Below are 24,515 nucleotides of genomic sequence, written 5' to 3'. Positions count from 1 at the left end.
AAGACCGGACGACCTCGAGAGTCTTCAGGAACTACCATGAATACTCGTCCTGGTTCTCACAGCAAGACCTTCCCCGAGTCGCAAACTGACATTCTCGGTATGATTGCGACCGACCATCATCTGGGCGAAATACTCAGCGCCATCTGCCAGATGCAGGACGCACAGAGCCCCGAAACCTTCTGCTCCATCCTGCTCACTGATGCCGAGGGCAAACGCTTGCTGAGCGGCGCGGCGCCCGGCCTGCCGGTCGAGTACAGCGAGGCGATTCATGGAATGGCCATTGGTCCACAGGAAGGCACCTGCGGCACCGCAGCGTTCCGGCGCGAGCTGGTGGTCACCGAAGATATCGCCCGGGACCCGAAGTGGGAGCGTTTTCGCGGCCTGGCGCTGGGGCATAACCTGCGTTCCTGCTGGTCGGTGCCGTTACTCTCCCATCAAGGTAGCGTGTTGGGTACATTTGCCCTGTACCAGAACCGGACCCACGCGCCGGATGAGGCGCAGATTCAACGCCTGGCCTGCGCGGCCCAACTGGCAGTCATTGCGATCCGCCATGAGCGTGACGGCCAACGGCTGGAGGCCAGCGAACAGCGTTTTCGCTCATTGTTCACCTACAACCCCAACCCGGTGTTCGCCCTCGATCTGGCCGGCAACATCCAGAGTGTGAATCCAGCAGGTCTGAAGCTGAAACCGCACACCGCCACCGATTTCCTCGGTCATCACTTTTCCCGCCTGTTGCTCGAAGAAGACCTGGAACGGGTCAGCCGGCATTTTTACGCCGCTCGCGCCGGAGAGCCTCAACGCTTCGAGGCACGGCTTCTCGACGAGAGCGATAACTTGCTGACCATGGACATTTCCAACCTGCCGATCATGGTCAACGGAGAGATCGTCGGGGTATTTGGCATAGCCCGGGACATCAGCGAGCAGAAGCATTACGAGCGCCAACTGAGCTTCAACGCCAGCCATGACCGGCTGACCGGTTTGCTTAACCGTGTATCTCTTGAAGAGCGGCTGATGCTTGATTGTCACATCAGTCGTCGACGCAAGCGTCGCCTGGCGGTCATGTGCATTGATCTGGATGGATTCAAATCCATCAACGATTCGATCGGGCATTACTTCGGCGATCAGGTGCTGATTGAGGTGGCGCAGCGTATGACCCGGCAGGTTCGGCCCGGTGACACCATCGTGCGCATGGGCGGTGACGAGTTTGTCGTGCTGCTGCCGGACCTGCTGCTTGATGAGGACGTGGTACCAGTGGTCGAGCGATTGATGGCCAGCATTGCCAGACCCTACTGCATCCAGGGCATTGACCTGCACGTGAGTGCAAGTGTCGGCATCACCCTGAGCGATGGTCACATCGAGCAGCCGATGCAGCTGCTCCAGCAGGCTGACATGGCCATGTACAAAGCCAAGGAGCAAGGGCGCAACAACTTTCAGTGGTACACCAGCGATCTCAATCAGCGCGTTTGCGAGCACGCGAGCCTGCGCAATGACCTGCAAAAGGCTATCGAAACCCAGTCGTTCAGACTGCATTATCAACCGCAGATTGACGCACGCACGGGGCGGGTGGTCGGGATCGAAGCGTTGCTGCGCTGGGCGCATCCGGAAAAAGGATTTATCTCACCGGCGGTGTTTGTGCCGGTGGCAGAGGACAGTGGCCAGATCATCCCGCTGAGCCTTTGGGTGCTCGATACGGCCTGCGCGCAGCTGCGCCAGCTAGGCGAGCAGGGCATCACGGGCATTTCGATGGCGGTGAATATTTCGCCGATGCATTTTCAGCGTGGCAATTTCGTCCAGTGCGTCCAAGCCGCCCTGGAGAAATACGGCCTGGGGGGTGAGCAACTGGAGCTCGAGATCACCGAGTCGATTCTGTTGCATAACGCTGAACAGGCGATCGACACGTTGCATCGGCTCAAGGCGCTGGGGGTGCGCATTGCCCTGGATGATTTCGGCACCGGTTTTTCCAGCCTCAGTTACCTCAAGCGTTTGCCCATCGACAAGATCAAGATCGACCGCTCGTTCATTCAGGAAATCAGCACTGATCGTCATGATGCCGCCATCACTCAGGGCATTATCTCCATGGCACACCACCTGAGCCTGACGGTGGTCGCCGAAGGGGTGGAAACGGCGTCCCAGGTGGATTTCCTGACGGGCAGTCAGTGCGATGTCTTCCAGGGGTATTACTTTGCCAAACCGATGCCCTGTGCAGAAATCGAAGCGTTCCTGTGTCATCCCGCTTGCCTATCCCTGACCGGCTAGCCTGGCCGGTCCCCATCCTGAAAATCAGACGCTAAGGCAAATTTTCAGACCCTGGCGCAGAACTCCATCTCCCCAGGCAAGGCGCTCCCTGCGCCTTTCTCACACACTCGGCTCTAACGCTATCGCGCTGCAAAACAACAAGAGCCGCGAAAAAATGACTAGTTTCCAACCTGCTACCGAAAGCCAGACCGGCCACATCGGCGCCCGCCAGGCCCGGGTCGAGGACGCCGCATTGTTGCGCGGCCTCGGCTGTTATGCCGATGACGCTGCCATCCCTCCGGGTACGCTGCATGCGGCGATCATCCGTTCGCCCCACGCTCATGCGCGGATCACCTCGGTGGACTTCTCCAAAGCGCTGCTGATGAAAGGCGTGCACGGCGTGCTGGTCGGCGAAGACGTCAAACGCTGGGCGCTGCCTTTCCCGGTAGGTGTACGTCAGCCGATGGAGCACTGGTGCGTCGCCGTCGACAAGGTGCGTTATGTCGGAGAGCCGGTGGCCGTGGTGATCGCTGAGAGCCGCTATCTGGCGGAGGACGCCATCGAAGGTGTGCGCGTTGAATACGAGCGGCTGTCGCCGATCATCGATCCTGAACTGGCCACCGCCGAACAGGCGCCGATCCTGCACGAAGCGGTCGGCAGCAACGTGGTCAACGAACGGCACTTTCGCTATGGCGAGCCGGAACAGGCGTTCGAGCAGGCGCCGCACAAGGTCTCGCTCAAAGTGAAGTTTCCGCGCAGTTCCTGCACACCCATTGAATGCTATGTGGTGCTGGCTCAGTACGAGCGCGCCACTGGCATCTATGACGTGCTGGCCAATTTCCAGGGTCCCTATGCGTTGCACACGGTCATGGCCCGGGCACTGAATGTGCCTGGCAACCGCTTGCGTTTGCGCACGCCGAAAGATTCCGGCGGCAGCTTTGGTATCAAGCAAGGGGTGTTCCCTTACGTGGTGATGATGGGGCTGGCGTCACGCAAGGTCGGTGCACCGGTGAAGTGGGTCGAGGACCGTCTGGAACATCTCCAGGGGGCTTCTTCGGCGACCAATCGGGTGACCGAAATTGAAGCCGCGGTCGAAGCCGATGGCCGCATCACCGCGTTGCGTTATGACCAGATCGACGATTGTGGCGCCTACCTGAGAGCGCCTGAACCGGCGACTTTCTACCGTATGCACGGCAACCTCACGGGGGCTTACGCGATCCGCAATTTGCAAGTGCGCAACCGAGTGGTGTTGACCAACAAAACCCCTTCCGGCCTGAACCGTGGTTTCGGTGGCCCGCAGGTGTATTTCGCCCTGGAGCGGCTGTTGCAACACATCGCCGTGCAGTTGAAGCTCGATCCGTTGGATGTGATCCGCCGTAACCTGGTGCCGGCCGATGCCTTCCCTTATCGCGCGGCGGCCGGTGCATTGCTCGACTCCGGCAATTACCAGGCAGGCATTGCCTTGGCGGCGGCCGACGGAGGACTCGACGAGTTGCTCAAGCGTCGTGATCAGGCCCGTGCCGAAGGCCGAATCTATGGCATTGGTTATGCCGCCGTGATCGAACCCTCGATTTCCAACATGGGCTACATCACCACCGCGATGACACCCGAAGAGCGGCGCAAGGCCGGTCCGAAAAACGGCGCTGTCGCCACCGCAACCATCAACGTCGGCCCATTGGGTGACGTCAGTGTGCACGTGTCTTCGGCGCCGCAAGGGCAGGGCCATCAAACCACCGTGGCGCAGGTCGTCGCCGAAGTGCTCGGGGTTGCGCTGGAATCCATCGTGGTCAACGTCGAGCTCGATACCCAGAAGGACGCCTGGTCGATTGCCTCTGGCAACTATTCCAGCCGCTTCGCCGGCGCCGTGGCCGGTGCCGTCTACAAGGCCGCGCTGAAGATCCGTGATCGCCTCGCCGCGATTGCCGCCGAGCAATTGCAGGCCAGTCCCGAAGATATTCGTTTCGCCGGCGGCAAGATTTTTGTGGTCAATGGCGGGGCGGTGGCGCCATTTCATCGGATTGCCGGTGCGACCCACTGGTCGCCGGGCCTGCTGCCGGAAGGTGAAAGCGGCGGCCTGCGCGAAACCGCCTTCTGGAGCCCTCCGCAACTGGTGGCACCGGACGACCAGGACCAGGTCAATAGCTCGCTGTGCTACGGCTTTGTCTTCGACATCTGTGGCCTGGAAATCGACCGTATGACCGGCGAGATCCACATCGATCGCTACGTCACCTGCCATGACGCCGGCCGCCTGCTCAACCCGGCACTGGTCGATGGCCAGATTCGTGGTGGCTTCACCCAGGGCCTCGGCGCGGCGCTGATGGAAGAGTTCGCCTATGGCGAGGACGGCAGCTTCCTCTCCGGGACCTTCGCCGATTATCTGGTGCCGACCGCACCGGAAGTGATCGAACCGGTGATCCTGCACATGGAAACGCCATCGCCCTTCACCCCATTGGGCGCCAAGGGTGTCGGCGAGGGCAACAATATGAGCACGCCGGTGTGCATCGCCAACGCGGTGGCCGACGCCCTCGGTCGCTCGGACATCCGTCTGCCACTGACGCCATCGAAAGTACGCACGCTCATTGGCATCGACGAACCGCCACGGCCCGCCGGTATGGAAGCCGATGACAACCTCGACGCAGCCGCCGGTGGACCGGCACTGCGGGCCAACGACTCGGTGGTGATTCCTGCCTCGCCGCAACAGGTGTTCGATACCTTGCTCGACCCGCAGACGCTGGCAGCGATCATTCCCGGTTGCCACGACCTCGTGCTCGAAGGCGAAAACCGTTACCGCGCAGACGTCACCGTCGGCGTCGGCATGATCCGCGCGCGCTTCGAGGCCAAGGTTGCCCTGAGCGATCTGGACCCGCCGCATTCGTTGCGTCTGTCCGGTTCCGGCAGCAGCTCGATGGGGTCGGCCCAGGGGCAGGCCAAGGTGCGTTTCGTTGAACTGGAAAATGGCCACACACGCCTGGAATACCAATACCAGGTGGCGGTCAGCGGCAAAGTCGCCGCCGTCGGCGGCCGCATGTTGCAAGGGGCCTCGAAAGTGATCATCGGACAAATATTTACTCGCCTGTCGCAACGGGTCAGCGGCCAAGCCATCTCCACCGGTTGGTGGGCGCGGCTGCGTGCCTCGCTCGGCGCGCTGTTCGGCAAGGGAGGTGCGCAATGAAACCGGCTGCTTTCGATTACGTTCGGGCTGACACCCGGCGTCAGGTGGTTGAGTTGCTCGCCGAGTACGGCCAGGAAGCTCGCATCATCGCCGGTGGCCAATCGCTGATGGCGGTGCTGAACATGCGCCTGGCTCAACCCAAATTGCTGATCGATATCAATCATGTGGATGAGCTGGCTTATATCGAGCTGCGCAAGGATTGCCTGGCTGTCGGTGCCGGGGTGCGACAGGCGCAGTTGCTGGCGCGTTCGAGCCTGATGGAAGAGGTGCCTTTATTGGCGCTGGCGATGCCCTGGATCGGCCACTTCCAGACGCGTAATCGCGGCACCGTCTGTGGGTCGGTGGCTCATGCCGACCCCAGCGCCGAGTTGCCACTGTGCCTGGTGACGCTGGGCGGCGAGATCGTCCTGGAGTCGAAAAAAGGCAAGCGCATCGTCAAGGCTGCCGACTTCTTCCAGGGCATTCTCACCACCGACAAGCGTGCGGATGAACTGGTCGTCGAGGTGCGCTTTCCGCTCAAGCGCGAAGGCATCACCTATCGCTTCCGTGAAATCGCCATGCGCCACGGTGACTTCGCCATTGTTTCCCTGGCCGCGGCCATCGGCGCGGACCAGGTCGAACTCGGCATCGGTGGGGTCGCCGACCGTCCGCAACGTCGCAGTCTGCCACGTGGTGCAGCACTGCCCGATGCGCTCAATCAAACCGCCTGGTCGCTCGATGCACAAGACGACGTGCAGGCCAGTGCTGCCTATCGCCGCCAACTGATTCGCGAGCTGGGTCATCAGCTGATCGAAGGAGCCTGACATGCGTGTAACTGCCGACCAAACCTTTCCGATTCGCCTGGAACTCAACGGCCGCTCCCGCGAAGCGTTGGCTGAACCGCGCACCCAACTCTGCGATTTCCTGCGCCACGACCTCGGTGCCACGGGTGTCCATGTTGGATGCGAACACGGTGTCTGCGGTGCCTGCACGGTGCTGGTGGACGGCGTCGCCATGCGTTCCTGCCTGATGCTCGCGGTTCAGGGGCACGAGCGGCGTATCGAGACCGTCGAGTCCTTGGCCGACGACGACACACTGAGCGACCTGCAACAAGCTTTTCGCCGTCATCACGCCTTGCAGTGCGGCTTTTGCACTGCGGGCATTCTCATGTCCTGCGTGGATTTCCTCGAACGGGTACCCAACCCGGACGAGACCCAGGTACGCGACATGCTTTCGGGGCATCTATGTCGCTGCACGGGCTACACCGGCATCGTCCAGGCCGTGCTCGAAGTCGCCGCCCAGCGCCAAACGAACAAAGGGGTATAACAAAAATGTTCGATCTCGGACGCAGCTTCCTCGCAGCCGTTGAACGCCGACCGCACGCCGTGGCGGTCAGTGACGGTGCATTGAAGAAAACCTATGAAGACTGGTTCGTCGATATCCAGAGCGCAGCCAGGGGCCTGCAACGCCTGGGGCTGCAACGCGGCGACCGAATGCTGGTAGCGATGCAGAACCGCTGGCAAATGGCGACCCTGCATTGGGCCTGTCAGTTTGCGGGCGTCGTCATGACCCCGTTGAACTGGCGTTCGACTGCCGATGAACTGGGCTACTGCATCGAAGATGCGCAAATCCGCGCGTTGGCCTACGACGACGCGACCGTGGCCGCCGTAGCCGGTTGCAGCGCCGCCACAAGGCTGCCACGGATCGCCGCCGGTCTGCGTGCCGCCGACTCCGACCTGAGTTTCGAGGAACTGTGTTCGCAAGCGCCTGCGGCAATCATTCTGCAGGCCAACGCCGAAGACTTTTCACTGCTGCTGTACACCTCCGGCACCACCAGCAAGCCCAAGGGCGTGCTGCGTCGCCACCGTTGCGAACGCGCCGCGGCGGTTGCCCACGTAGCGCAAAACCTTTACCGCCAGAGCGAGTGCACGCTGGGAGTCATGCCGCTTTATCACACGATGGGCGTGCGTTCGTTGCTGTCCATGGCGCTGATCGACGGACATTTCGTCTGTGTGCCCAAGTTCGATGTGGAAGCCACGCTGCAGGCCATCGAGCGGGAAAAGGTCAGCAACCTGTACCTGGTGCCGACGCTCTACCACATGCTCATCGAACACCCGGCCTTCGCCCGCGAGCGAGTCGCCAGTGTGGAGAAAATCGGCTTTGCCGGTGCGCCGATGAGCGACGGCTTGATGCGTCGCGTCGAGGAGGCGTTCCAGCCGCAATTGTTCGTCAATCATTACGGCAGCTCGGAAATCTACACCTTCACCATCGACCAGCAAGCCAGCCGCAAACCCGGTTCGTCAGGGCGCAGTGCAATGAACCAGCGAGTGCGCGTTGTGCCGCTCGATGCAGAAACGGCAGACGTGCAGGCCAATCCGTTGGAGGAGGGCCAGATCATCGCTGACCTGGCGAGTGACGAGGCATTCGAAGGCTACCTCAACCGCCCCGAAGCGACCGCCAAGGCGTTGCGTGACGGATGGTATTTCACTGGTGACATCGGCTACTTCGATCTGGAGGGCGATCTGTTCGTCACGGGTCGGGTCGATGACTTGATCATCACCGGCGGCGAAAACGTCAGCCCGGCGGAAATCGAAAACATGCTCTCCCTGCACCCGGCCGTGGAAGAAGTGGTGGTGGTCGGCCTGCCCGACGAGCAGTGGGGCAAGATCATTGCCGCGTTCATCAAGCTGCGCGCCGAAGTCTCGGAGTGCGACCTCGATGCCCATTGCATTGCTTCGGGCCTGGCCAAATTCAAGCGGCCACGGCGTTACCAGTTCATCGACCAGATTCCAAAATCTCCCGTTGGCAAGGTGCTGCGGCGCGTGCTGCTGGCCCAATTCCAGGAACAGGCCTTAAAGGCCATCAGCTAATCATCCAGAGGACACTCCCATGCAACAACAATCGATCCAGCAATTTCTCGAGACTCAATTCGATGGCTTCCAGGTAGAAGTCGATGTGTCCCGCGAGCGCGCCGACATCATCCTCAACCGGGCGCCGTTGAACGTCATTTCCATGGGGCAGCGCGATCAGCTGCGCCTGGTCTTCGAAGCCCTCGATGCACACAAGGACGTGCGCGTCATCGTGCTGCGCTCGGTGGGTGAACACTTCTCCAGCGGCGGCGACATCAAGGGTTTTCTTGAAGCGTCGCCAGAGCACGTTTCCAAGCTGGCCTGGAACGTCGCGGCACCGGCACGTTGCGAAAAACCGGTGATCGTTGCCAACCGCGGTTACACCTTCGGTGTCGGTTTCGAACTGTCCCTGGCCTGCGATTTCCGCATTGCGTCGCAAACCACGCGCTATGCCTTGCCTGAGCAGAACCTGGGGCAGATCCCGGGCTCGGGTGGCTCCGCACGCCTGCAGAAAATCATTGGCATCACCCGTACCAAGCACATGGTGATGCGCGCCAAACGCATCACGGGCGACCAGGCCTATGCCTGGGGTATCGCTACCGAGGTCGTGCCGGACACCGAACTGGAAAGCACCGTCGATGCCTTGGTCGATGAGCTGCGTCGCTTCTCGCCGCTGGCTCAGCGCACGGCAAAAAAACTGATCAACGACAACGAAGATGCACCGCTGACCGTCGCGATCGAAATGGAAGGTCACTGCTACAGCCGCTTGCGTAGCTCCAAGGACTTCAAGGAAGGCGTCGAGGCGTTTCACAGCAAGCGTGCGGCCGTGTTCACCGGCGAATAAATGTGTGCCGGCGAGCAGGCCCGGGAGTGCGTCGGCAACGGTGTGCCCCCCCTATGGAGCAGGGCCTGCCGCCCCTTCAGTGAAACTGATAGGGCGCATCAATATTCGTTAATGGAAAACCTGTTGCGGGGCTCTTAGGGTGAGATCGGCTGCACCGAAATCCGTCCAATAAATATAAAAATCGGAGTTCCACTTATGGCTTCTAGCTGGCTCGTATTAACCATCGTGGCCGCCTACATGGTGGTCTTGGCGTTGATCAGTTTGTGGGTTCGACGCTCTACACAAAGCGCAAAAAACTTTACAACAGGAGGCAAGGACTTCCCGGCGGTGCTGATCGGTTTTCTGATGATGTCCGAGTTCATCGGCACCACCGCGAGCATTGGTACAGCCCAGGCGGGCTACACCTATGGCATTTCCGCCGCCTGGAACATCGCGGCCCTGGGCGTCGGGTTCGTGATCTTCTCCATGCTGTTGGCGAAGAAGTACAAGGACCTCGGCGAGAACACCATTTCCGGGGCGCTGGCCCGCACTTACGGCGAGCCGGTACGCTTTGCCACCTCAGTGATCATGATCTGCGCGCTATCGATCGTAGCGGTCTCGATTTATGCCAGCGGCGGGGCAGTGCTGGCGACCTTGCTGGGCATCGAGCGGACGTCGGCGATCATCATCGTCGGTATTGTTTCGGTGCTGTACGTCGGCATCGGTGGCATGCGCTCAGTGATCTATACCAACGTCTTGCACGCATTGATGATGTACGCCGGGATCATCCTCGCCTTGGGTTTTGCCTTGAGCAAGGTGGGCGGCATGGGCGAGTTGGTGGCGCGACTGCCAGCGCCGATGTTCGAAGTCGGTAACGTCGGTTGGCCGAAGATTTTCGCCTGGCTGGTGGCCGGTATCGGCGCGACGTTCGCCACCCAGTACGTGGTGCAGGCGGTGAATACCGTCAGCGACGGGCGCAAGGCCCAGCACGCGAGTTTCTACTGTGCATTGATGTTGATTCCCTACGGCCTGATCGCCGCGATGGTGGGGATGTGCAGTGCGGTGCTGTTTCCGCAGATTCCCTCGTTGCAGGCCTTTCCGCAAATCCTCGGGCACATGCACGAATGGATGGCCGGGATCGTCGTTGCGGGACTGGCCGGGGCGCTGTTCGGCACCATGGCCGCGCTCACCATGGGCATCGCCACGTTGTTGCTCAAGGACTTCTATCAGCCGTTCTTCAACCCACAACGTGATGATCGCAAGAACCTCAATTTTGCCCGGACCGCGACCATCATCGCCGGCCTGCTGCCCATCACGCTGGCGCTGTACGCCTCCGACGTTCTGGTGGTGACCTTCCTCGCCAAGGCCTTGCGTGCCTCACTCGCGGTACTGGTGCTGATGGTGTTTTACGCGCCGACATTCGGCACGCGGCAGGGTGCGTTCATCAGCATCATCGCGTCACTGATCATCACCATCGGCTGGTTCCTGATGGGCAACCCTTATGGCATCGACAACGCCTACATCGCACTGGCCACGCCACTCGTGATCATGACCCTGAGCCACTTGCTGCGGGGCGGCAAGCCCGAGCGAGCCGACAGCGCCAAACCCATCGGTGCGAGCGCAACCGGGCGCTGAACCCCAGCGATTTCAACGGGCGTGCCGTCGGGTGACCGGGCATGCCACCAAAACCGTAATGACGAGGTAAGGCCATGCAGCCTGTGACTCTTTCCACCCCCGAAGCCGACATGGCCGGGGACCTGCCAGCAGGCGCCAGCCTGCGTGGCTGGCTCGACCATTTGCAGCGCCAGCAGCGCTTGGCAATGATACGCCCCGGCGTGGACCTGCGTTTCGGCGTTGCAGCGATTGCCAATCGCCTGGACGGCAAGAGCGCTTCGCTGTTTCCCCAACCTGGCGGCCACTCGATTGCGGTGGTGTCCGGCCTGCTGTCCGACCGGCAGTGGATGGCCGAGGCCATGGGCGTGGAGTCCGCTGAAGTGTTGGCGCGTTTCGAAGCCGCCAGCCTCAATCCGCTGCCGTGGCGCGAAGTCGGCGATGCAGCTTGTCAGCAAGTGGTGCATCGCGAGATCGACCTGAACAAACTGCTGCCAATTCCCACCCACAACGAGCACGACAGCGGCCCTTACATCACCGCTGGCCTGCTGATTACCCGAAACCCGCGCACCGGGGTACAGAACGTTTCGATTCACCGCTTGCAAGTGAGCAGCCCCAATCGCCTGGGTGCACTGCTGCTGCCACGCCATGCGCTGGCCTTCTTTCAGGAAGTCGAGGCGCTGGGGGAGGATCTGGACGTGGCGGTGGTCATTGGCGCTGATCCGCTGACCCTGCTGGCGTCCCAGGCCATCGTGCCGATCGATCACGACGAACTGGAAATTGCCGGTGCGTTGCATGGCCGGCCGCTGGCGGTGACGCGCTGTGTCACCAACCAGATTCGCGTGCCTGCCGATGCCGAGATCGTCATCGAAGGCCGGTTGCTGGCCAAGGCGCGAGAGATGGAAGGGCCGTTTGGCGAGTTTCCGCAGTACTACGGCGAGCGCGCCGAACGCCATGTGATCGAAGTCGACGCCGTGACCCATCGTCACAACCCGATTTTTCACACCATCGTCGGCGGCGGCCTGGAGCACTTGCTGCTCGGTGGCATCCCGCGCGAAGCGACCATGCTCGCGTACTTGCGCCGCAGCTTTCCATGCGTGCGTGACGTGCACCTGAGCAAGGGCGGGGTGTGCCGTTATCACCTTTATGTGCAGATCGACAAACGCTCCGAGGGCGAGGGCAAGAACGTCATCCTCGGCGCGCTGGGCGGTCACTACGACATTAAGCATGTCACGGTGGTGGATCTGGATGTGGACATTCATGACCCCACCGAAGTCGAGTGGGCGATCGCCACCCGCTTCCAGGCCGACCGCGACCTGGTGCTGATCCACGAGTCCCAGGGATCGAAACTCGACCCCTCCACCCGTGACGGTGTCGGCTCGAAGATGGGCTACGACGCCACGGTGCCGCTGTCGGCACCGACCATGCGCTTCAAACGAATCCAGGTGCCAGGCCAACAGGAAGTCGAACTCGACACGGTGGCGCACGCGGCGCCGCAGGACTGGCAGCGCGTGCTCCAGATGCACGATTGAACCCGGTGGCCGCTGGTGTTCGGCGGTCTGTTCCCGATAGTTCCAACCAACTCAAGACACGTCTTGCGTGAGGCAACCATGACCACGACAACAACAACTGCACCGCCAACCAGCGCCGCTACCGATACACCGCACATTCCACCGGGCAAGGCTTTGCTCGCGGCATTTGCCTCGACATTCGGCTGGGCGCTGGATTTGTTTGACCTGTTCATTCTGCTCTACGTGGCGCCGATCATCGGCCGCATGTTTTTCCCCTCGGACACCCCGACACTGTCGCTGGCCGCGGTATACGCCTCATTCGCCGTGGCCCTGCTGGTGCGCCCCCTGGGTTCGGCAATCTTCGGCGCGTATGCCGACAAGCACGGCCGCAAGCGAGCGTTGATGGTGTCGATGGTCGGCGTCGGTATTTCCACCGCATTGTTTGGCGCGCTGCCGACCATTCATCAGGCCGGCATATTGGCCCCGATACTGTTTCTGCTATTGCGGGTGATTCAGGGCATTTTCGTTGGCGGCATCGTGGCCTCCACTCACACCATCGGCACCGAATCCATCTCGCCGCGCTATCGCGGCCTGATGTCCGGGTTGATCGGTGGCGCCGGTGCCGGCATGGGCGCGCTGTTGGCGTCAGTCACTTATCTAGTGTTGTCGGAGATATTTCCCGGGGCGGAATTTGACGTCTGGGGCTGGCGCTACATGTTCTTCTGCGGCCTGCTCAGCACGTTTTTCGGGCTGGTGATGTTCCGCTATCTGGAAGAAACCCCGGTCTGGCAGCAACTGCAACAAGCGCGCAAGACCAAGGGGCCGGCGGTAGTGGTCGTCTCGCCGCTCAAGCGTCTGTTTGGTCGCGAGTACCGCAGCGTGATGCTGGTCAATCTGCTGATTACATTCGGCGGCGGAGCAACGTATTACCTGGCCTGCGGTTATCTGCCGACCTTGCTCAACGTGGTCGCCAAAGTGCCCCATACGCAAACTTCGCAGATGCTCATGTACGGGTCGGTGGCAACCATTGTCGGAGCACTGGCCTTCGGTTACCTGAGTGACCTGATCGGTCGCAAGAAGACCTTCATGCTACTGGGTGTGATTAACCTGGTGAGCTTGCCGATGATGTTCCTCGGTGTCGCCGAGCCGGGTTCGCTGACCCGCACTGCGCTGTATTGCGTGGGCATCGCCTTCATGGGCGGGGCGATCATCGCGCCGATCCTGATCTTCCTCAACGAACGCTTCAGCACCGAGCTGCGCGCCAGCGGCACAGGATTGTCCTGGAACATCGGTTTCGCCCTCGGTGGAACCATGCCGACCTTTGTGTCCCTGTTCAGCAGCAGTCCTGCGCAGATCCCGATGGTGCTGGCGATTTTCGCCGCCGGCCTGTCGGTGATCTACCTGATCGGCAGCGTGGTGATTCCGGAAACCCAAGGCAACTTCAAGTAAAGGAAAACGCAATGAGCAGATTGAATGGAAAAGTCGCGATCATTACCGGTGCCGCGCAAGGTATCGGTGCCACTTATGCCCAGGCCTTGGCGGCCGAGGGTGCGACGGTGGTGCTTTGCGATTTGAAGGCGCCTGACGCAACCGCTGCCGCGATCCGCAACAAGGGCGGTACGGCCCTGGCGATCGCTTGTGACGTGACCGACGGTGCCGCCGTGCAAGCCATGGTCGAGGAAGCCGTGGCGCAGTTCAGCGGTGTGCACGTGCTGATCAACAACGCCGCGTTGTTCGCCACCCTGGAGCTCAAACCGTTCGAGCAGACCAGCTCGGCGGAATGGGATCGGATCATGGCGGTCAATGTGCGCGGTTCCTTCGAGTGCGCGAAGGCGGTTATGCCGGTGATGCGCCGTCAGGGCTACGGCAAGATCGTCAACATTGCCTCGGCGACGGCCTTCAAAGGCGCGCCGATGATGGCGGCTTATGTCGCGTCGAAGGGCGCGGTGATTGCCCTGACACGCTCGATAGCGCGAGAAGTCGGCGACGCCGGCATCCGCTGCAACTGCCTGGCGCCCGGCCTGACCATGAGCGCCAACGTCCAGGCCAATGCCGCCTGGGCCGGGGATATTGTGCGCAACAACATTGCCAGCCGCTGCATCAAACGCGAAGCAGTGCCACAGGATCTGATCGGCGCGCTGCTGTTTCTGTCCTGCACCGACAGTGATTTCATGAGCGGCCAGACCCTTGTGGTCGACGGCGGTTCGGTGACCCATTGATTGAAGGAGGATTCATGCAAAGCCAACACTTCATCGATGGACAATGGACCTCAGCGGATCGTTGGACCGACAGTCTCGACCCGGCAAACGGCGAACTGATCGGCTGCTTTGCCGACGGCGGCGAGGCCGAAGCTGAAGCGGCGGTGGCAGCGGCTGCCCGAGCCTTCAACGACCCGCAATGGGCGCAGAATCCACGCCTGCGTCAGCAGCTATTGCTGGAGTGGGCTGCCGCCCTGAAGGCGCGTCAGGAACAACTCGCGCAATTGCTGACCCGCGAGAACGGCAAGGCATTGGCGCAGTCCCGAGGGGAGATCGGCGGGGCGATTTCCGAGATTCTTTATTACGCCGGCCTGGCCCGGCACAACCCGGGGCACATGCTCGAAGTCGCGCCCGGTGAGTTCTCCAGCATGCTGCGCGAACCCGCCGGGGTGGCCGGGCTGATCATTCCATGGAATGCCCCGGCGGTGCTGCTGGTTCGTGCTCTGGCGCCAGCGATCGCGGCGGGTTGCACAGTAGTGATCAAACCCGCGCCGCAAACCGCGCTGTTCAATGCGGCGATGCTCGAGCCGCTGTTCGCATTGCCAGGCCTGCCGGCTGGGGCGGTCAATCTATTCGCCGAGAGCGGGCATGCCGGGGCAGCGCATCTGGTGGCTTCGCCACGGGTGGATGTGCTCAGCTTCACCGGCTCGACCGCGACAGGCCAGCGCATCATGCGCGACTGCGCGGCGACTATGAAGAAGCTCTCGCTGGAACTGGGCGGGAAATCTTGCTGCCTGGTCTTTGAAGATGCCGATATTGCCGCCATCGCGCCGAAACTGGCAGCGGCGGCCACCATTATCTCTGGCCAGCAATGCACTGCTGCCCGGCGCGTGCTGGTGCATGCCAGCCGTTTTGCCGAAATGAAAACCGCGCTGAGCGCCGCACTGGGGCAGATCCGCCTGGGTAATGGCCTCGATCCAGCGAACAACATGGGACCGCTGATCGACTGGCAATCGCGGGACAGCGTTGAGCGGCGCATTGGCGAGGCGCTGGACAGCTGTGACGAAGTGCTGCTGGCCGGAGGTCGCCCGCAGGGTGAACTCAGCAAAGGCGCATTTCTCGCGCCGTCGCTGATCGCCCATCGCGACAGCAGCGCATTCTTTTGCCAGGAAGAAATTTTTGGCCCGTTGCTGGTACTGGAGTCCTTCGAAGACGAAACCGAGGCTGTAGCGCGCGCCAACCATACCGAGTTCGGTCTGTCCGCGAGTGTCTGGACCGAGCAGGGCGCTCGCGCCTGGCGTGTCGCTCGGGCACTGCGCAACGGTACGGTGTGGCTCAACGACCACAACAAATTGTTCGCCGAGGCGGAAACCGGTGGCTACCGAAAGAGCGGTCTGGGGCGCTTGCATGGCGTCGATGCGCTGCTGGATTTCAGCGAGCTCAAACACATTTATCAGAACGTCGGCACGCTTGGTTGAGCGCGAACGCGGGGGTGATCATGGAGCTGCGCCATCTGAAGTATTTTACCTGCCTCTACGAAGAGGGCTCCGTCACCCGGGCGGCGCAGCGCTTGAATATCGTGCAACCGGCGTTGTCGATGCAGATCGCCAGGCTTGAGGAAGAACTCGGGCAGACATTGTTCGAGCGCAGCTCCAAAGGCATGGCGCCGACCGAGGCCGCAGATCAGGCTTATCGCTTGTTCATGCCGATCCTTGGCCAGCTGCTGGCGGCGCGTCAGACTCTGATCGACCGTAGTGGCCAGATTGGCGGTCGCATCAGCGCCGGGCTGATCGCGTCTGCCGCCAACAATGCGTTGGCCAGTACCCTGGCGCATTTTGTCGAGCATCACCAGCAGGTCGAACTTTGCGTCACCTCGGGCTATAGCCAGGAACTGATCGCGAAGGTCCTGAACGGCATGCTGGATTTCGCGGTCATCAACCAAAGCTTCCAGTATGAGCACCTGATCGGCCACGACATCTTCGATGAGGAATTACTGGTCGCCACCGGTGCAGCCATTCGCCTCAGCGGAGCGCTGCCATTGCCGTTGACCAGTCTGGCGGGGTTCAAACTGGTGCTGCCCTCGCGTCGTCACGGGTTGCGCAGGGTGATCGACCAACACCTTGCCGCCCAAGGCGTTGAAGTCACCCCGCAGTTGGAGGTGGATGATCTGGCGGTCATCGAGGACTTCTTGCGTCGCAGCGACTGGGTCAGCGTGCTGCCGGCAACCGTCCTGCATCGCGGATTGCACGAAGGCGCGTTGCGCGCCTATCCGCTGGCCGCACCCGGGATCAGCCGGCGCATGGTGTGTGTGCACGACGCGCGTCGACCACTGACCCCGGCGGCAATGCTGTTCATCGAGATGATCGGCAAAACCATGACCACCGCGCTCGACACCATCCATTTCTTCAAAGAAGGTCCGATAGAGGAGGGCGACCATGGGCGCTCCGGGAAGTAGCCGGCCGCAGCGGCTGATCGTAGGAATTTCCGGTGCCTCTGGCGCCGTTTATGGCGTGCGTCTGCTGGAGCTGTTGCGCGACACGCCGATTGAAACCCATCTGGTGGTCAGCAAGTCAGCGCTGATTACTTTGGCCCATGAGACCGAGATGTCCTGGTCTCGGCTCAAAACCCTTGCTGACGTCAGCTACGTCAATCAGGACATCGGCGCGGCCATTGCCAGCGGCTCGTTCAAGACCATGGGCATGATCATCGCGCCATGTTCGATACGCAGCTTGTCGGAGATCGCCAGCGGCGTGACCTCGACACTGCTGACCCGCGCCGCCGACGTGGTGCTCAAGGAGCGCCGGCGCCTGGTGTTGATGGTTCGCGAGACGCCATTGCACCGCAATCACCTGCGCAGCATGACCGAGTTATCTGAACTCGGCGCAGTGATCGCTCCGCCAGTGCCAGCGTTCTATGCCAGGCCGACCAGCCTGGAAGACATGGTCGATCACACTGTAGGAAGGGTGCTGGACATGTTCGATATCGAACTGGGGGTCGTGCGTCGCTGGCGCGAACTGCCGGAGCGCGTAGCAACGCTGGATGAGGTGGCCCATGATTGAGTCACGCTCGGTGCATTCAGGCGGGGAGGCGCTCCAGGAATTCGCAGATCAGCTGCAAGGTCCGCTCGGTTGCTTCGGTCTGGGGAAAGTGCCGGCAGTTATCCAGCAACACACAACGGCACGGCCCAGGCACCTGTCGCTCGATGACCAGCAGTTGCTCGGGTGTGGCGTAGTGGTCTTCGCGACCCTGAATGACCAGCAGCGGCTTTTCGATACAAGCCAACTGCGCTTCGAGATCGACCAGGGAAAAGTCCGGGTGCAACCAACTGTCGCTCCAACCGTGAAAAGCGCCGTCGACATTGGTCCCGTGGTGGCGTGCCAGGCGTTCGCGCAATTCGCCCTGGTGCCAGACCTCAGTGGTGTGGCGAATACCATCGAGGCTCTGCGCCTCGACAATCACGTGAGGCGCCAGTGCGATGCTGCCCAACACGCGCGGATCGTTGGCGGCGGCATAGGCGAGGACAATGGATGCACCGTCACTGTGACCGAGCAAGACCACTTGCGGCAGTTGCAAGGCATCGAGCAATTGCCGCAGTTCACGAGGGCCATCGCTGCTCAGGTAGTCCAGCGGACGCGGCAGGGTCACCGGGCTCGATTGCCCATAACCCTGACGGCTGTAAGTGACCACACCGCAACCGCTCGCCTGGGCCAGGCGCAGGGGAAAGTCTTTCCATTGGCTGGCGCTGCCCAGGCCTTCGTGCAACAGCACCAGCGTCGGTCGCGATGGGTCAGCCCCAGGCAGTTGGCGATATTCCAGCTGCACCGGCCCAAGTTGCAAAAATTGTTGTGGCGACATGTTGAACCAACAATTGAACAGGATTGCTCGCAGGTTACCGTAAACGTAACCCTGCATGCAGCACCACGCATTACTTGAGGTACTGAAAACATGCGCCATCTCGATGTTCAGGTGATCGACCAGGCACTGCAATGGGCGCGGTCCGGACAGTCCCAGTGGCTGTGCACGGTGCTCTCCACCTATGGCTCGGCGCCGCGTGCGCCGGGTGCGATGCTGGTGACCAATGGTGCAGGTGAACACGTCGGCTCGCTGTCGGGTGGCTGCGTCGAAGAGGAGTTTCTCGAAAGCCTGTCGCGTGGTGAATTACGCGAACCGGCGCAGATCGTCAGTTATGGCGACAGCGTCGAGCAACGCCACCGTCTACGATTGCCCTGTGGGGGTGTGCTGATCGTGCTGGTCGAGCACCGTGCTGCCAGTCTCGAATGGATCGCACACCTGGAGAGTCTGCAAGCGGCGTTACTGGGGCAGCGCCGCCTGCTGCGTCACGTCGAGTTGAGCAGCGGTGCCTTGCGCCTGGACCCGGACACCGGACACGGCAGCGAACGGGTACAAGTCGTCGACGAAAGGGTGCGCATCAGCGTTGGCCCTGCATTACGACTGATTCTGGCAGGGCTCTCGCCGGTCGCTGAAGTTTGCGCCAGTTTTGCCCGCGCCATCGGCTGCGAAGTCATCGCCTGCGACCCCCGGGAAGAGATGCTGCATGTCCAGCTCGAAGGCGTGGAGATGCAGCGCGTGCTGCCCTCGATGTTCATTGCAGCGGGAGGTTGCCACGCGGCGACCGCGGTGGTGGCGCTGACCCACGATCCGCGAATCGATGATCTGGCGCTGATGGAAGCGGTCCACACCCCGGCGTTCTACATTGGCGCCATGGGGTCCCAGGCAACCTCCGCCAAGCGCGCCGAGCGGCTCAAGCGCATCGGTGGTCTGACGGATGAACAGATCGCCCGTTTGCACATGCCCATCGGGCTCGATCTGGGCAGCAAGGCCCCGGCGGAAATTGCCCTGGCGGTGGTGGCCGATATCCTGCGCGTTTATCACGGCAAAGAACGCCGTGCCTTGTAGGGCGGTTTTTCCGACGAACGAGGGGGCTGCGAAAGTCGAGGTAGACGCTTGGTCATTCGCGCGCGATAGTGGCCAGCCAAGTGTTGCTGAACCATGGACCGATCGACGGGCTTGAGAAATAGATAGACGCCCTGATGAAATGCATTGAGGCCGATAACAATATCGCTTCAAGCGAGCGGAGGAATCTGATGTCGATAGCCCAACGGGTTTTCCACGGCAGGTTTGGCCGGGTCGCCTTGCTGAATATGGATCATTCGCTGGTCACCCATACCCATTCCGAATGCCATGTGCTGGTCAAAGTGTCTGGCGAGGACACTTACTTCAACGTCAACGGTCGGCGGGTTCCGCTCAGTGATCGCACGGCGGTGCTGGTCAACGCATGGGAGCCGCATTTCTATGATCCGCAGCCGGGTGCCGGTGCTACCGTCATCCTGGCGCTCTACATCGAGCCCGCCTGGCTGGCCACTGCCCAGCAGTCGCTGGCGCTGAGCGGTCGGCCGGACTTTTTTGCCCAGCCGTGCATTGAGCTGTCGAGCCGTAATCGCACCCTGGCCGACATCCTGGTCGCCGAAGCGCATGGTTGCGGGATCGTGCCGAAAGAGCGCATGGAATTCATGCTGTTCGATTTCCTGATCGAACTGATCGAGGACTTTTCCAGCTGGCGGCATTTGTCGCAACTGGGGGCGCCGAGCTCAGGTGAATTCCGGGACGCGCGCGTGCGCCGTGGCATCGCCTGGCTGCTTGAGCACCTCGATGATCCGAACCCGATCGACAACGCCGCACGGGCGTGTGGTCTGTCGCGGGCGCACTTCTTTGCGCTGTTCAAGAAAGATACTGGCATGACGCCGACCCTTTTGCTTAACGACGCGCGCATGCGCCGGGCTTTTGCCTGGCTTGAGCGTGAGCGCAGTGGAACATTGGGCCTGTTGTCGGAGAACCTCGGGTTCTCCGAGCAAGGTCATTTCACACGGTTTTTCCGTCAGCATATTGGTGCTTCTCCCAGCCAGTATCGGCGTGTAGTGGATTGTTACGCGCCGGTTTGAACCGGGAGGAGGGTGGTGGGTATTTTGGGTAATAATTCCCGGTGTTGAAGTTGGGTTTGAATATTGAGGGTTAGTAGCTTGGATAGTTGCAGGCGTTATTGGGTCTGCCACTCATTCGGGAAGTCATCAATCTCATTTATGTGTACTTCACGCTTCAACTCAAATTTTATTCTGAGAGTTCTCAGCTTTCAGTTCGCTGAGTTCAAATTGAATTTGTAATGGGTCGCCAGGAAATTCTTCGCGGGCAAGTTCGGCTCTCCTTTCCTTTGTGATGCGCTCTTGTGTCCTGAAATAAGTAGCCGATTGTTCGAGGTCGATGAGGCGCTAAATAGAATGCTGTCAATTTCCCGCCATCATCCATCCTCTCACACCATGATGTTCACTCAGCTCTTTCATGACTCGGGCCGCGTCCTGCTTCTGTTTATACGGGCCGATGACTACAAAGTTGTTTTCTTTACGCGCTACCGGCAACTCCAGCTGTTGAATGGCTTCCTTGGCGCGATGTCGGCTGGGTGTGTTCAACGCAATTTCAATCACCCACAGGCCGGATGAAGTCGTGGCCAAAGCAGGTTTTCCAGCGTGGGAAATATAGCCGCCGCACGTCAAACACGGGCGTTCCAGCGTGATCAGCGATCCTGGCACGGTGCGAAAGACATGCCATTGCGGGTCAAAGGTTTTTTTGCGGGCGAAGAGTGCCAGGAGCAGGCCGGTAAACGTAATCAGGCCGCTGAGCACAATCGTCCATTTGTGAGACGGTGTGGGCAATGAAGGCAGCGTGAGTACGGGTGATTCGGCTGGTTTTTCGAACAACGGCTGTAAGGCGTCAGCCTCCGTTGAATCGGGTATATCGAATCCGTTTTTCGCAATGGGAGCGAGTTCATCGAACTGTTTTGTACTGAGCTCTTCCGCCACTTTATGACTGGTTTCATCGAGTAGCTGTTCGAGCTTTGTCACTTTTTGCTGGATGTATGAATTGTCGACGTTATTTTGACAAGTGGGTCCTGTGGACGGGTAGGTCCATAGGAGTACTGATAGTTGTCCAAAAACGCCAGTTACCAGGAAGCCCAAGCCAAGCTTTCGCACGGCACTCTCTCCACATCAGGTGAATAGTAAGTTTTCCCATTTGTTTCTGATGAAACAGGGTTCTATTGCCGGTCCTGGATAATTAAGTTCTTGAGCGCGTCAGTGTGCCCAAGCGCCAAAGTCATTTGGCTGCTTGTTGTTGTTTTAAAGTATATCGGGCTTGCACTTTATAGACTGTTGCTTAACGAAAAACGGCTCAGAGGGTCGAAAATAAACCGTATCAGATGGATGTCAGGGTGATCCATTAAAACACTTGTTTTTAAGATGAAGTTCGTGACCAAAGCTCCTGCTCTCGGCCACCTTTATCTCGACGCCAGCGGCAAGTAACGCTTCTCGAGATTAATCTGCTCCCGGCCGATTTCTGCCCAGGATCACAGCGTCATATGGGGCGAAAACCAGCGCCCTGGGCCGGCAGGGCCCAGGGCAGGATGACTGCCTGGCATTCACAAAACCGGTCAATGCTGCAGGCAAGTCGAGGGCTTAGTTAACGATCACTTCGTCCAGTGCTTGCTCGAGGATATTGACCGTGCGCTCGATATTGTTCAGCTTTTCGAGCCCGAACAGACCGATGCGGAAGGTCTGGAAGTCGGCCGGCTCGTCGCATTGCAACGGCACTCCGGCGGCGATCTGCAGGCCGTGGTTGGCAAATTTCCTGCCGCTCTTGATGTCGGCATCATCGGTGTAGCTCACCACGACGCCAGGGGCCTGGAAGCCGGCTGCGGCCACGCTCTTGATGCCTTTGCCGGTCAGCATGGCGCGCACCCGATCGCCCAGCGCCTGTTGTTCGTCGCGGACCTTGTCGAAACCGTAGGCTTGCGTCTCTTTCATCACTTCGTTGAATCGCGCCAGGGAGTCGCAGGGCATGGTTGCATGGTAGGCATGTCCGCCCTGTTCGTAGGCCTGCATGATCTGCAGCCACTTTTTCAGGTCGCAGGCGAAGCTGCTGCTTTGCGTTTGCTCGATCCGCTCGAGGGCCAGGGAACTGAACATCACCAGGGCGCAGCAAGGGGAGGCGCTCCAGCCTTTTTGCGGTGCGCTGATCAGCAGGTCGACGGCGCATTTGTGCATATCGACCCAAAGCGTGCCAGAGGCGATGCAGTCCAGCACGAACAGGCCACCCACCGCGTGCACGGCGTCGCCGATGGCCCGCAGGTAGTCGTCGGGCAGGATAATCCCGGATGAGGTTTCAACGTGTGGGGCGAAGACAATTTGCGGCTTTTGCGCCGCAATGGCTGCCAGCACTTCGTCCAGAGGGGGTGGGGCGTAGGCAGCCTGGCGACCCGTCTCGACCGGTCGGGCTTTGAGCACCGTGGTGGCTGCCGGGATGTTGCCCATCTCGAGGATCTGGCTCCAGCGATAACTGAACCAGCCATTGCGTATCACCAGGCACTGCTGGTCGGTGGCAAACTGTCGCGCCACCGCCTCCATGCCGAATGTGCCGCTGCCCGGGACCACCGCAACAGCCTGGGCGTTGTAGACCTGTTTCAGGGTCTTGGAAATGTTCTTCATCACGCCTTGAAACGACTGCGACATGTGGTTGAGCGAGCGGTCGGTGTAGACCACTGAGTACTCGACCAGCCCCTCAGGATCGATACTGGGATATAGCTTTGACATGGAGTGACTCCTTTGGCAGAGATGTCATTGGTATCGACCCTGCCCTAAGCCTTGGCAAATGACAAGATTGCCGGGGATTGAATGGCGAGTTCTGTCGATCGGCAGGCATCAACCCATAGCTGTCAGGCTGACACCACTCACAGGCATTCGCGACTAGAATTTCACTTTCGACGCTTCTAAAGCCAGGTCAGATTTCCACCGTGCAGCGACAGGTCTCGAGCGTTGCTTCGGACTATGGGAAACATCTATGACAAACCCGCAAGATAAAGCCGAATCCGACGAGGATCTAGGTCAGATGGTGATAGGGCGAGGGCCCTGTACCTATCTGTTGCTGCTCCTACTAGGATTGATCCTCCTGTTTCCGTTTCTTGAGGACGGTATAGTTGCTCGTACGATGCTCGGCACTCTGTTTTCAATCGTGCTGCTCGTGGGCGCTTTCGCCACCAGGCAGACGCGGCGGGGGTTCATCCTCAAACTGGGCCTGGCGTTGCTTGGGGTTGGTCTTCAATGGTCGGCGTTGTGGGCTGCAAGTGTCGCGATTCTTTTCGTTGCCGGGATAGTGTTTGCGGCGTCTCTTGCCGTCTCGTTCACCGGAGTGCTTCGCTATATCCTCAAGCGCGGACCCATTACAGCCGACAAGCTGCATGGCGCGCTGGCGGGTTACATCATGCTGGCCTTCGTCTGGTCCTTCGTCTATGCCCTGGTCGAGATCTCCAGCGCTGGCTCATTCGGCCCTGCGCACCTCGACTTCGAACAGCCCGGCACTTTTTTCAAACTGATCTATTTCAGCCTCACGACGCTCACGACCACAGGTTTCGGAGATGTGCTCCCGTTGACCAACCACGCCCGCTCACTGGTGATGGTCGAAGAATTTTCAGGGGTCTTCTACGTTGGCGTGGTGATAGCGCGGCTTGCCGGTCTCTATCCGTCGAACCAGACCCATTGACTGGCGCTTTCCCTGGGTGAGCCTGGCCTGGTCAGGGATAGACGACAGCACAAGGCGTGTAATCCACCAAGCCCGTGAGAGCGTTAGGTCTATTACAGCCAGGCCCAAAGAGGAGACCGCCATGACCGTAGTCAATCGCCTCAGGTATTTGCGCGTGGTGCTGGTTTTGTCCGGCCTCGCGTGCCTTGCTCTCTACCCACTTATGTTGTTCTGGCCATCCGGCTGGGCCTGGCACGTCGGTCACTCGGACTACCCGATGATGGTCGTTGGCATCTACGCCACACTTGGCGTGTTCTTGATCCTGGCCGCGCGTGACCCATTAGCCAATCTGAGCCTGATCTGGTTCACCGTATGGTCCAGCGCCGTACATGGAGCAATCATGGCCGTCCAGGCGGTCACCCAGCCAGGACAAATGGGGCACTTGGCAGGTGACGTGCCGGCGCTCTTCATCGTGGCGCTTGCCTTGGCCATCTTGACGCCCCGCTCATGACAAACGCCCGGGGAATGCCCGGGCGTTTTATTCTCCAGAGTCTG

General features: G+C 60.5%; 20 protein-coding genes. 17 read left to right on the top strand and 3 right to left on the bottom strand.

Going from position 1 to position 24,515, the window contains the following annotated elements:
* Positions 1-36: 36 nt before the first annotated feature.
* From QLG10_RS18575 to QLG10_RS18515, 13 genes are all read left to right on the top strand, one after another.
* Positions 37-2,256 carry an EAL domain-containing protein gene (locus tag QLG10_RS18575; protein WP_282487800.1) on the top strand — a complete coding sequence of 740 codons (2,220 nt, stop codon included), beginning with the start codon at positions 37-39 and terminating at the stop codon, positions 2,254-2,256.
* A gap of 154 nt (positions 2,257-2,410) precedes the next feature.
* Positions 2,411-5,407, top strand: a complete 2,997-nt coding sequence (locus QLG10_RS18570) for a molybdopterin cofactor-binding domain-containing protein (protein ID WP_282487799.1) — start codon at positions 2,411-2,413, stop codon at positions 5,405-5,407.
* On the top strand, positions 5,404-6,210 hold the full coding sequence (locus QLG10_RS18565) for an FAD binding domain-containing protein (protein ID WP_188265008.1): 807 nt from the start codon (positions 5,404-5,406) through the stop codon (positions 6,208-6,210). Before QLG10_RS18570 ends, QLG10_RS18565 begins: the two co-directional genes overlap by 4 nt.
* Position 6,211: 1 nt before the next feature.
* On the top strand, positions 6,212-6,712 hold the full coding sequence (locus QLG10_RS18560) for a (2Fe-2S)-binding protein (RefSeq protein WP_008060977.1): 501 nt from the start codon (positions 6,212-6,214) through the stop codon (positions 6,710-6,712).
* A gap of 5 nt (positions 6,713-6,717) precedes the next feature.
* Positions 6,718-8,256 (top strand): AMP-binding protein, encoded by a 1,539-nt coding sequence (locus QLG10_RS18555; protein WP_188265007.1) that lies wholly within the window; start codon positions 6,718-6,720, stop codon positions 8,254-8,256.
* A 19-nt stretch (positions 8,257-8,275) separates the two neighbouring features.
* Entirely contained in the window at positions 8,276-9,079 is an 804-nt protein-coding gene (locus QLG10_RS18550) for an enoyl-CoA hydratase-related protein (protein ID WP_020800292.1), read from the top strand.
* A 195-nt stretch (positions 9,080-9,274) separates the two neighbouring features.
* Positions 9,275-10,693, top strand: a complete 1,419-nt coding sequence (locus tag QLG10_RS18545) for a sodium:solute symporter family protein (protein WP_282487798.1) — start codon at positions 9,275-9,277, stop codon at positions 10,691-10,693.
* Between the two features lie 74 nt (positions 10,694-10,767).
* A complete protein-coding gene (locus QLG10_RS18540; RefSeq protein ID WP_110754586.1) occupies positions 10,768-12,201 on the top strand; it encodes a UbiD family decarboxylase in 1,434 nt (477 codons plus the stop codon).
* A gap of 78 nt (positions 12,202-12,279) precedes the next feature.
* The gene (locus QLG10_RS18535; RefSeq protein ID WP_282487797.1) at positions 12,280-13,629 is read left to right on the top strand and encodes an MFS transporter; all 1,350 of its coding nucleotides are present in this window, start codon (positions 12,280-12,282) and stop codon (positions 13,627-13,629) included.
* A gap of 11 nt (positions 13,630-13,640) precedes the next feature.
* Positions 13,641-14,399, top strand: coding sequence for a glucose 1-dehydrogenase (locus QLG10_RS18530; RefSeq protein ID WP_110754590.1), 759 nt, complete (start codon positions 13,641-13,643; stop codon positions 14,397-14,399).
* A 14-nt stretch (positions 14,400-14,413) separates the two neighbouring features.
* The gene (locus QLG10_RS18525) at positions 14,414-15,856 is read left to right on the top strand and encodes an aldehyde dehydrogenase family protein (protein WP_188265005.1); all 1,443 of its coding nucleotides are present in this window, start codon (positions 14,414-14,416) and stop codon (positions 15,854-15,856) included.
* A 20-nt stretch (positions 15,857-15,876) separates the two neighbouring features.
* Positions 15,877-16,833, top strand: coding sequence for a LysR family transcriptional regulator (locus QLG10_RS18520; RefSeq protein WP_110754594.1), 957 nt, complete (start codon positions 15,877-15,879; stop codon positions 16,831-16,833).
* Positions 16,814-17,437: a UbiX family flavin prenyltransferase gene (locus QLG10_RS18515; protein WP_110754596.1), complete on the top strand. Its 624-nt coding sequence runs from the start codon at positions 16,814-16,816 to the stop codon at positions 17,435-17,437. Before QLG10_RS18520 ends, QLG10_RS18515 begins: the two co-directional genes overlap by 20 nt.
* 16 nt (positions 17,438-17,453) lie before the next feature.
* Here the strand turns inward: QLG10_RS18515 and QLG10_RS18510 are convergent, their stop codons facing one another.
* Positions 17,454-18,233, bottom strand: coding sequence for an alpha/beta hydrolase (locus tag QLG10_RS18510; protein WP_110754652.1), 780 nt, complete (start codon positions 18,231-18,233; stop codon positions 17,454-17,456).
* 90 nt (positions 18,234-18,323) lie between these two features.
* Between QLG10_RS18510 and QLG10_RS18505 the strand changes: the two genes are divergently transcribed.
* Complete coding sequence (locus QLG10_RS18505; RefSeq protein WP_110754598.1) at positions 18,324-19,295, top strand: XdhC family protein; 972 nt, start codon at positions 18,324-18,326, stop codon at positions 19,293-19,295.
* Positions 19,296-19,483: 188 nt separating this feature from the next.
* Positions 19,484-20,338 carry an AraC family transcriptional regulator gene (locus QLG10_RS18500; RefSeq protein ID WP_110754600.1) on the top strand — a complete coding sequence of 285 codons (855 nt, stop codon included), beginning with the start codon at positions 19,484-19,486 and terminating at the stop codon, positions 20,336-20,338.
* Positions 20,339-20,677: 339 nt separating this feature from the next.
* Here QLG10_RS18500 and QLG10_RS18495 read toward each other — a convergent pair whose 3' ends face one another.
* Together QLG10_RS18495 and QLG10_RS18490 are read right to left on the bottom strand one after the other, a co-directional pair.
* On the bottom strand, positions 20,678-21,421 hold the full coding sequence (locus tag QLG10_RS18495; RefSeq protein ID WP_110754602.1) for an SPOR domain-containing protein: 744 nt from the start codon (positions 21,419-21,421) through the stop codon (positions 20,678-20,680).
* A 480-nt stretch (positions 21,422-21,901) separates the two neighbouring features.
* Entirely contained in the window at positions 21,902-23,035 is a 1,134-nt protein-coding gene (locus QLG10_RS18490) for an aminotransferase class V-fold PLP-dependent enzyme (RefSeq protein WP_110754604.1), read from the bottom strand.
* A 247-nt stretch (positions 23,036-23,282) separates the two neighbouring features.
* Here QLG10_RS18490 and QLG10_RS18485 point away from each other — a divergent pair, with 247 nt between their 5' ends.
* A complete protein-coding gene (locus QLG10_RS18485) occupies positions 23,283-23,981 on the top strand; it encodes an ion channel (RefSeq protein ID WP_282487796.1) in 699 nt (232 codons plus the stop codon).
* A 121-nt stretch (positions 23,982-24,102) separates the two neighbouring features.
* On the top strand, positions 24,103-24,471 hold the full coding sequence (locus QLG10_RS18480; protein WP_110754608.1) for a DUF6632 domain-containing protein: 369 nt from the start codon (positions 24,103-24,105) through the stop codon (positions 24,469-24,471).
* Positions 24,472-24,515: the final 44 nt, after the last annotated feature.

It is taken from the genome of Pseudomonas sp. V98_8 (assembly GCF_029967975.1).
In the GTDB taxonomy this organism is placed as follows: Bacteria; Pseudomonadota; Gammaproteobacteria; order Pseudomonadales; family Pseudomonadaceae; genus Aquipseudomonas; species Aquipseudomonas umsongensis.
Note: the sequence above shows the minus strand (reverse complement) of the source record. Positions and strands in the feature narration are given on the sequence as shown.

Bases quoted from the DNA above. Each gene is read 5' to 3' on its own strand.
- QLG10_RS18540 (WP_110754586.1), top strand. From the start codon at position 10,768: ATGCAGCCTGTGACTCTTTCCACCCCCGAAGCCGACATGGCCGGGGAC.
- QLG10_RS18535 (WP_282487797.1), top strand. From the start codon at position 12,280: ATGACCACGACAACAACAACTGCACCGCCAACCAGCGCCGCTACCGAT.
- QLG10_RS18480 (WP_110754608.1), top strand. From the start codon at position 24,103: ATGACCGTAGTCAATCGCCTCAGGTATTTGCGCGTGGTGCTGGTTTTG.
- QLG10_RS18545 (WP_282487798.1), top strand. From the start codon at position 9,275: ATGGCTTCTAGCTGGCTCGTATTAACCATCGTGGCCGCCTACATGGTG.
- QLG10_RS18500 (WP_110754600.1), top strand. From the start codon at position 19,484: ATGTCGATAGCCCAACGGGTTTTCCACGGCAGGTTTGGCCGGGTCGCC.
- QLG10_RS18570 (WP_282487799.1), top strand. From the start codon at position 2,411: ATGACTAGTTTCCAACCTGCTACCGAAAGCCAGACCGGCCACATCGGC.
- QLG10_RS18555 (WP_188265007.1), top strand. From the start codon at position 6,718: ATGTTCGATCTCGGACGCAGCTTCCTCGCAGCCGTTGAACGCCGACCG.
- QLG10_RS18485 (WP_282487796.1), top strand. From the start codon at position 23,283: ATGACAAACCCGCAAGATAAAGCCGAATCCGACGAGGATCTAGGTCAG.
- QLG10_RS18530 (WP_110754590.1), top strand. From the start codon at position 13,641: ATGAGCAGATTGAATGGAAAAGTCGCGATCATTACCGGTGCCGCGCAA.
- QLG10_RS18505 (WP_110754598.1), top strand. From the start codon at position 18,324: ATGCGCCATCTCGATGTTCAGGTGATCGACCAGGCACTGCAATGGGCG.
- QLG10_RS18525 (WP_188265005.1), top strand. From the start codon at position 14,414: ATGCAAAGCCAACACTTCATCGATGGACAATGGACCTCAGCGGATCGT.
- QLG10_RS18565 (WP_188265008.1), top strand. From the start codon at position 5,404: ATGAAACCGGCTGCTTTCGATTACGTTCGGGCTGACACCCGGCGTCAG.
- QLG10_RS18510 (WP_110754652.1), bottom strand. From the start codon at position 18,233: ATGTCGCCACAACAATTTTTGCAACTTGGGCCGGTGCAGCTGGAATAT.
- QLG10_RS18490 (WP_110754604.1), bottom strand. From the start codon at position 23,035: ATGTCAAAGCTATATCCCAGTATCGATCCTGAGGGGCTGGTCGAGTAC.
- QLG10_RS18575 (WP_282487800.1), top strand. From the start codon at position 37: ATGAATACTCGTCCTGGTTCTCACAGCAAGACCTTCCCCGAGTCGCAA.
- QLG10_RS18520 (WP_110754594.1), top strand. From the start codon at position 15,877: ATGGAGCTGCGCCATCTGAAGTATTTTACCTGCCTCTACGAAGAGGGC.
- QLG10_RS18550 (WP_020800292.1), top strand. From the start codon at position 8,276: ATGCAACAACAATCGATCCAGCAATTTCTCGAGACTCAATTCGATGGC.
- QLG10_RS18560 (WP_008060977.1), top strand. From the start codon at position 6,212: ATGCGTGTAACTGCCGACCAAACCTTTCCGATTCGCCTGGAACTCAAC.
- QLG10_RS18515 (WP_110754596.1), top strand. From the start codon at position 16,814: ATGGGCGCTCCGGGAAGTAGCCGGCCGCAGCGGCTGATCGTAGGAATT.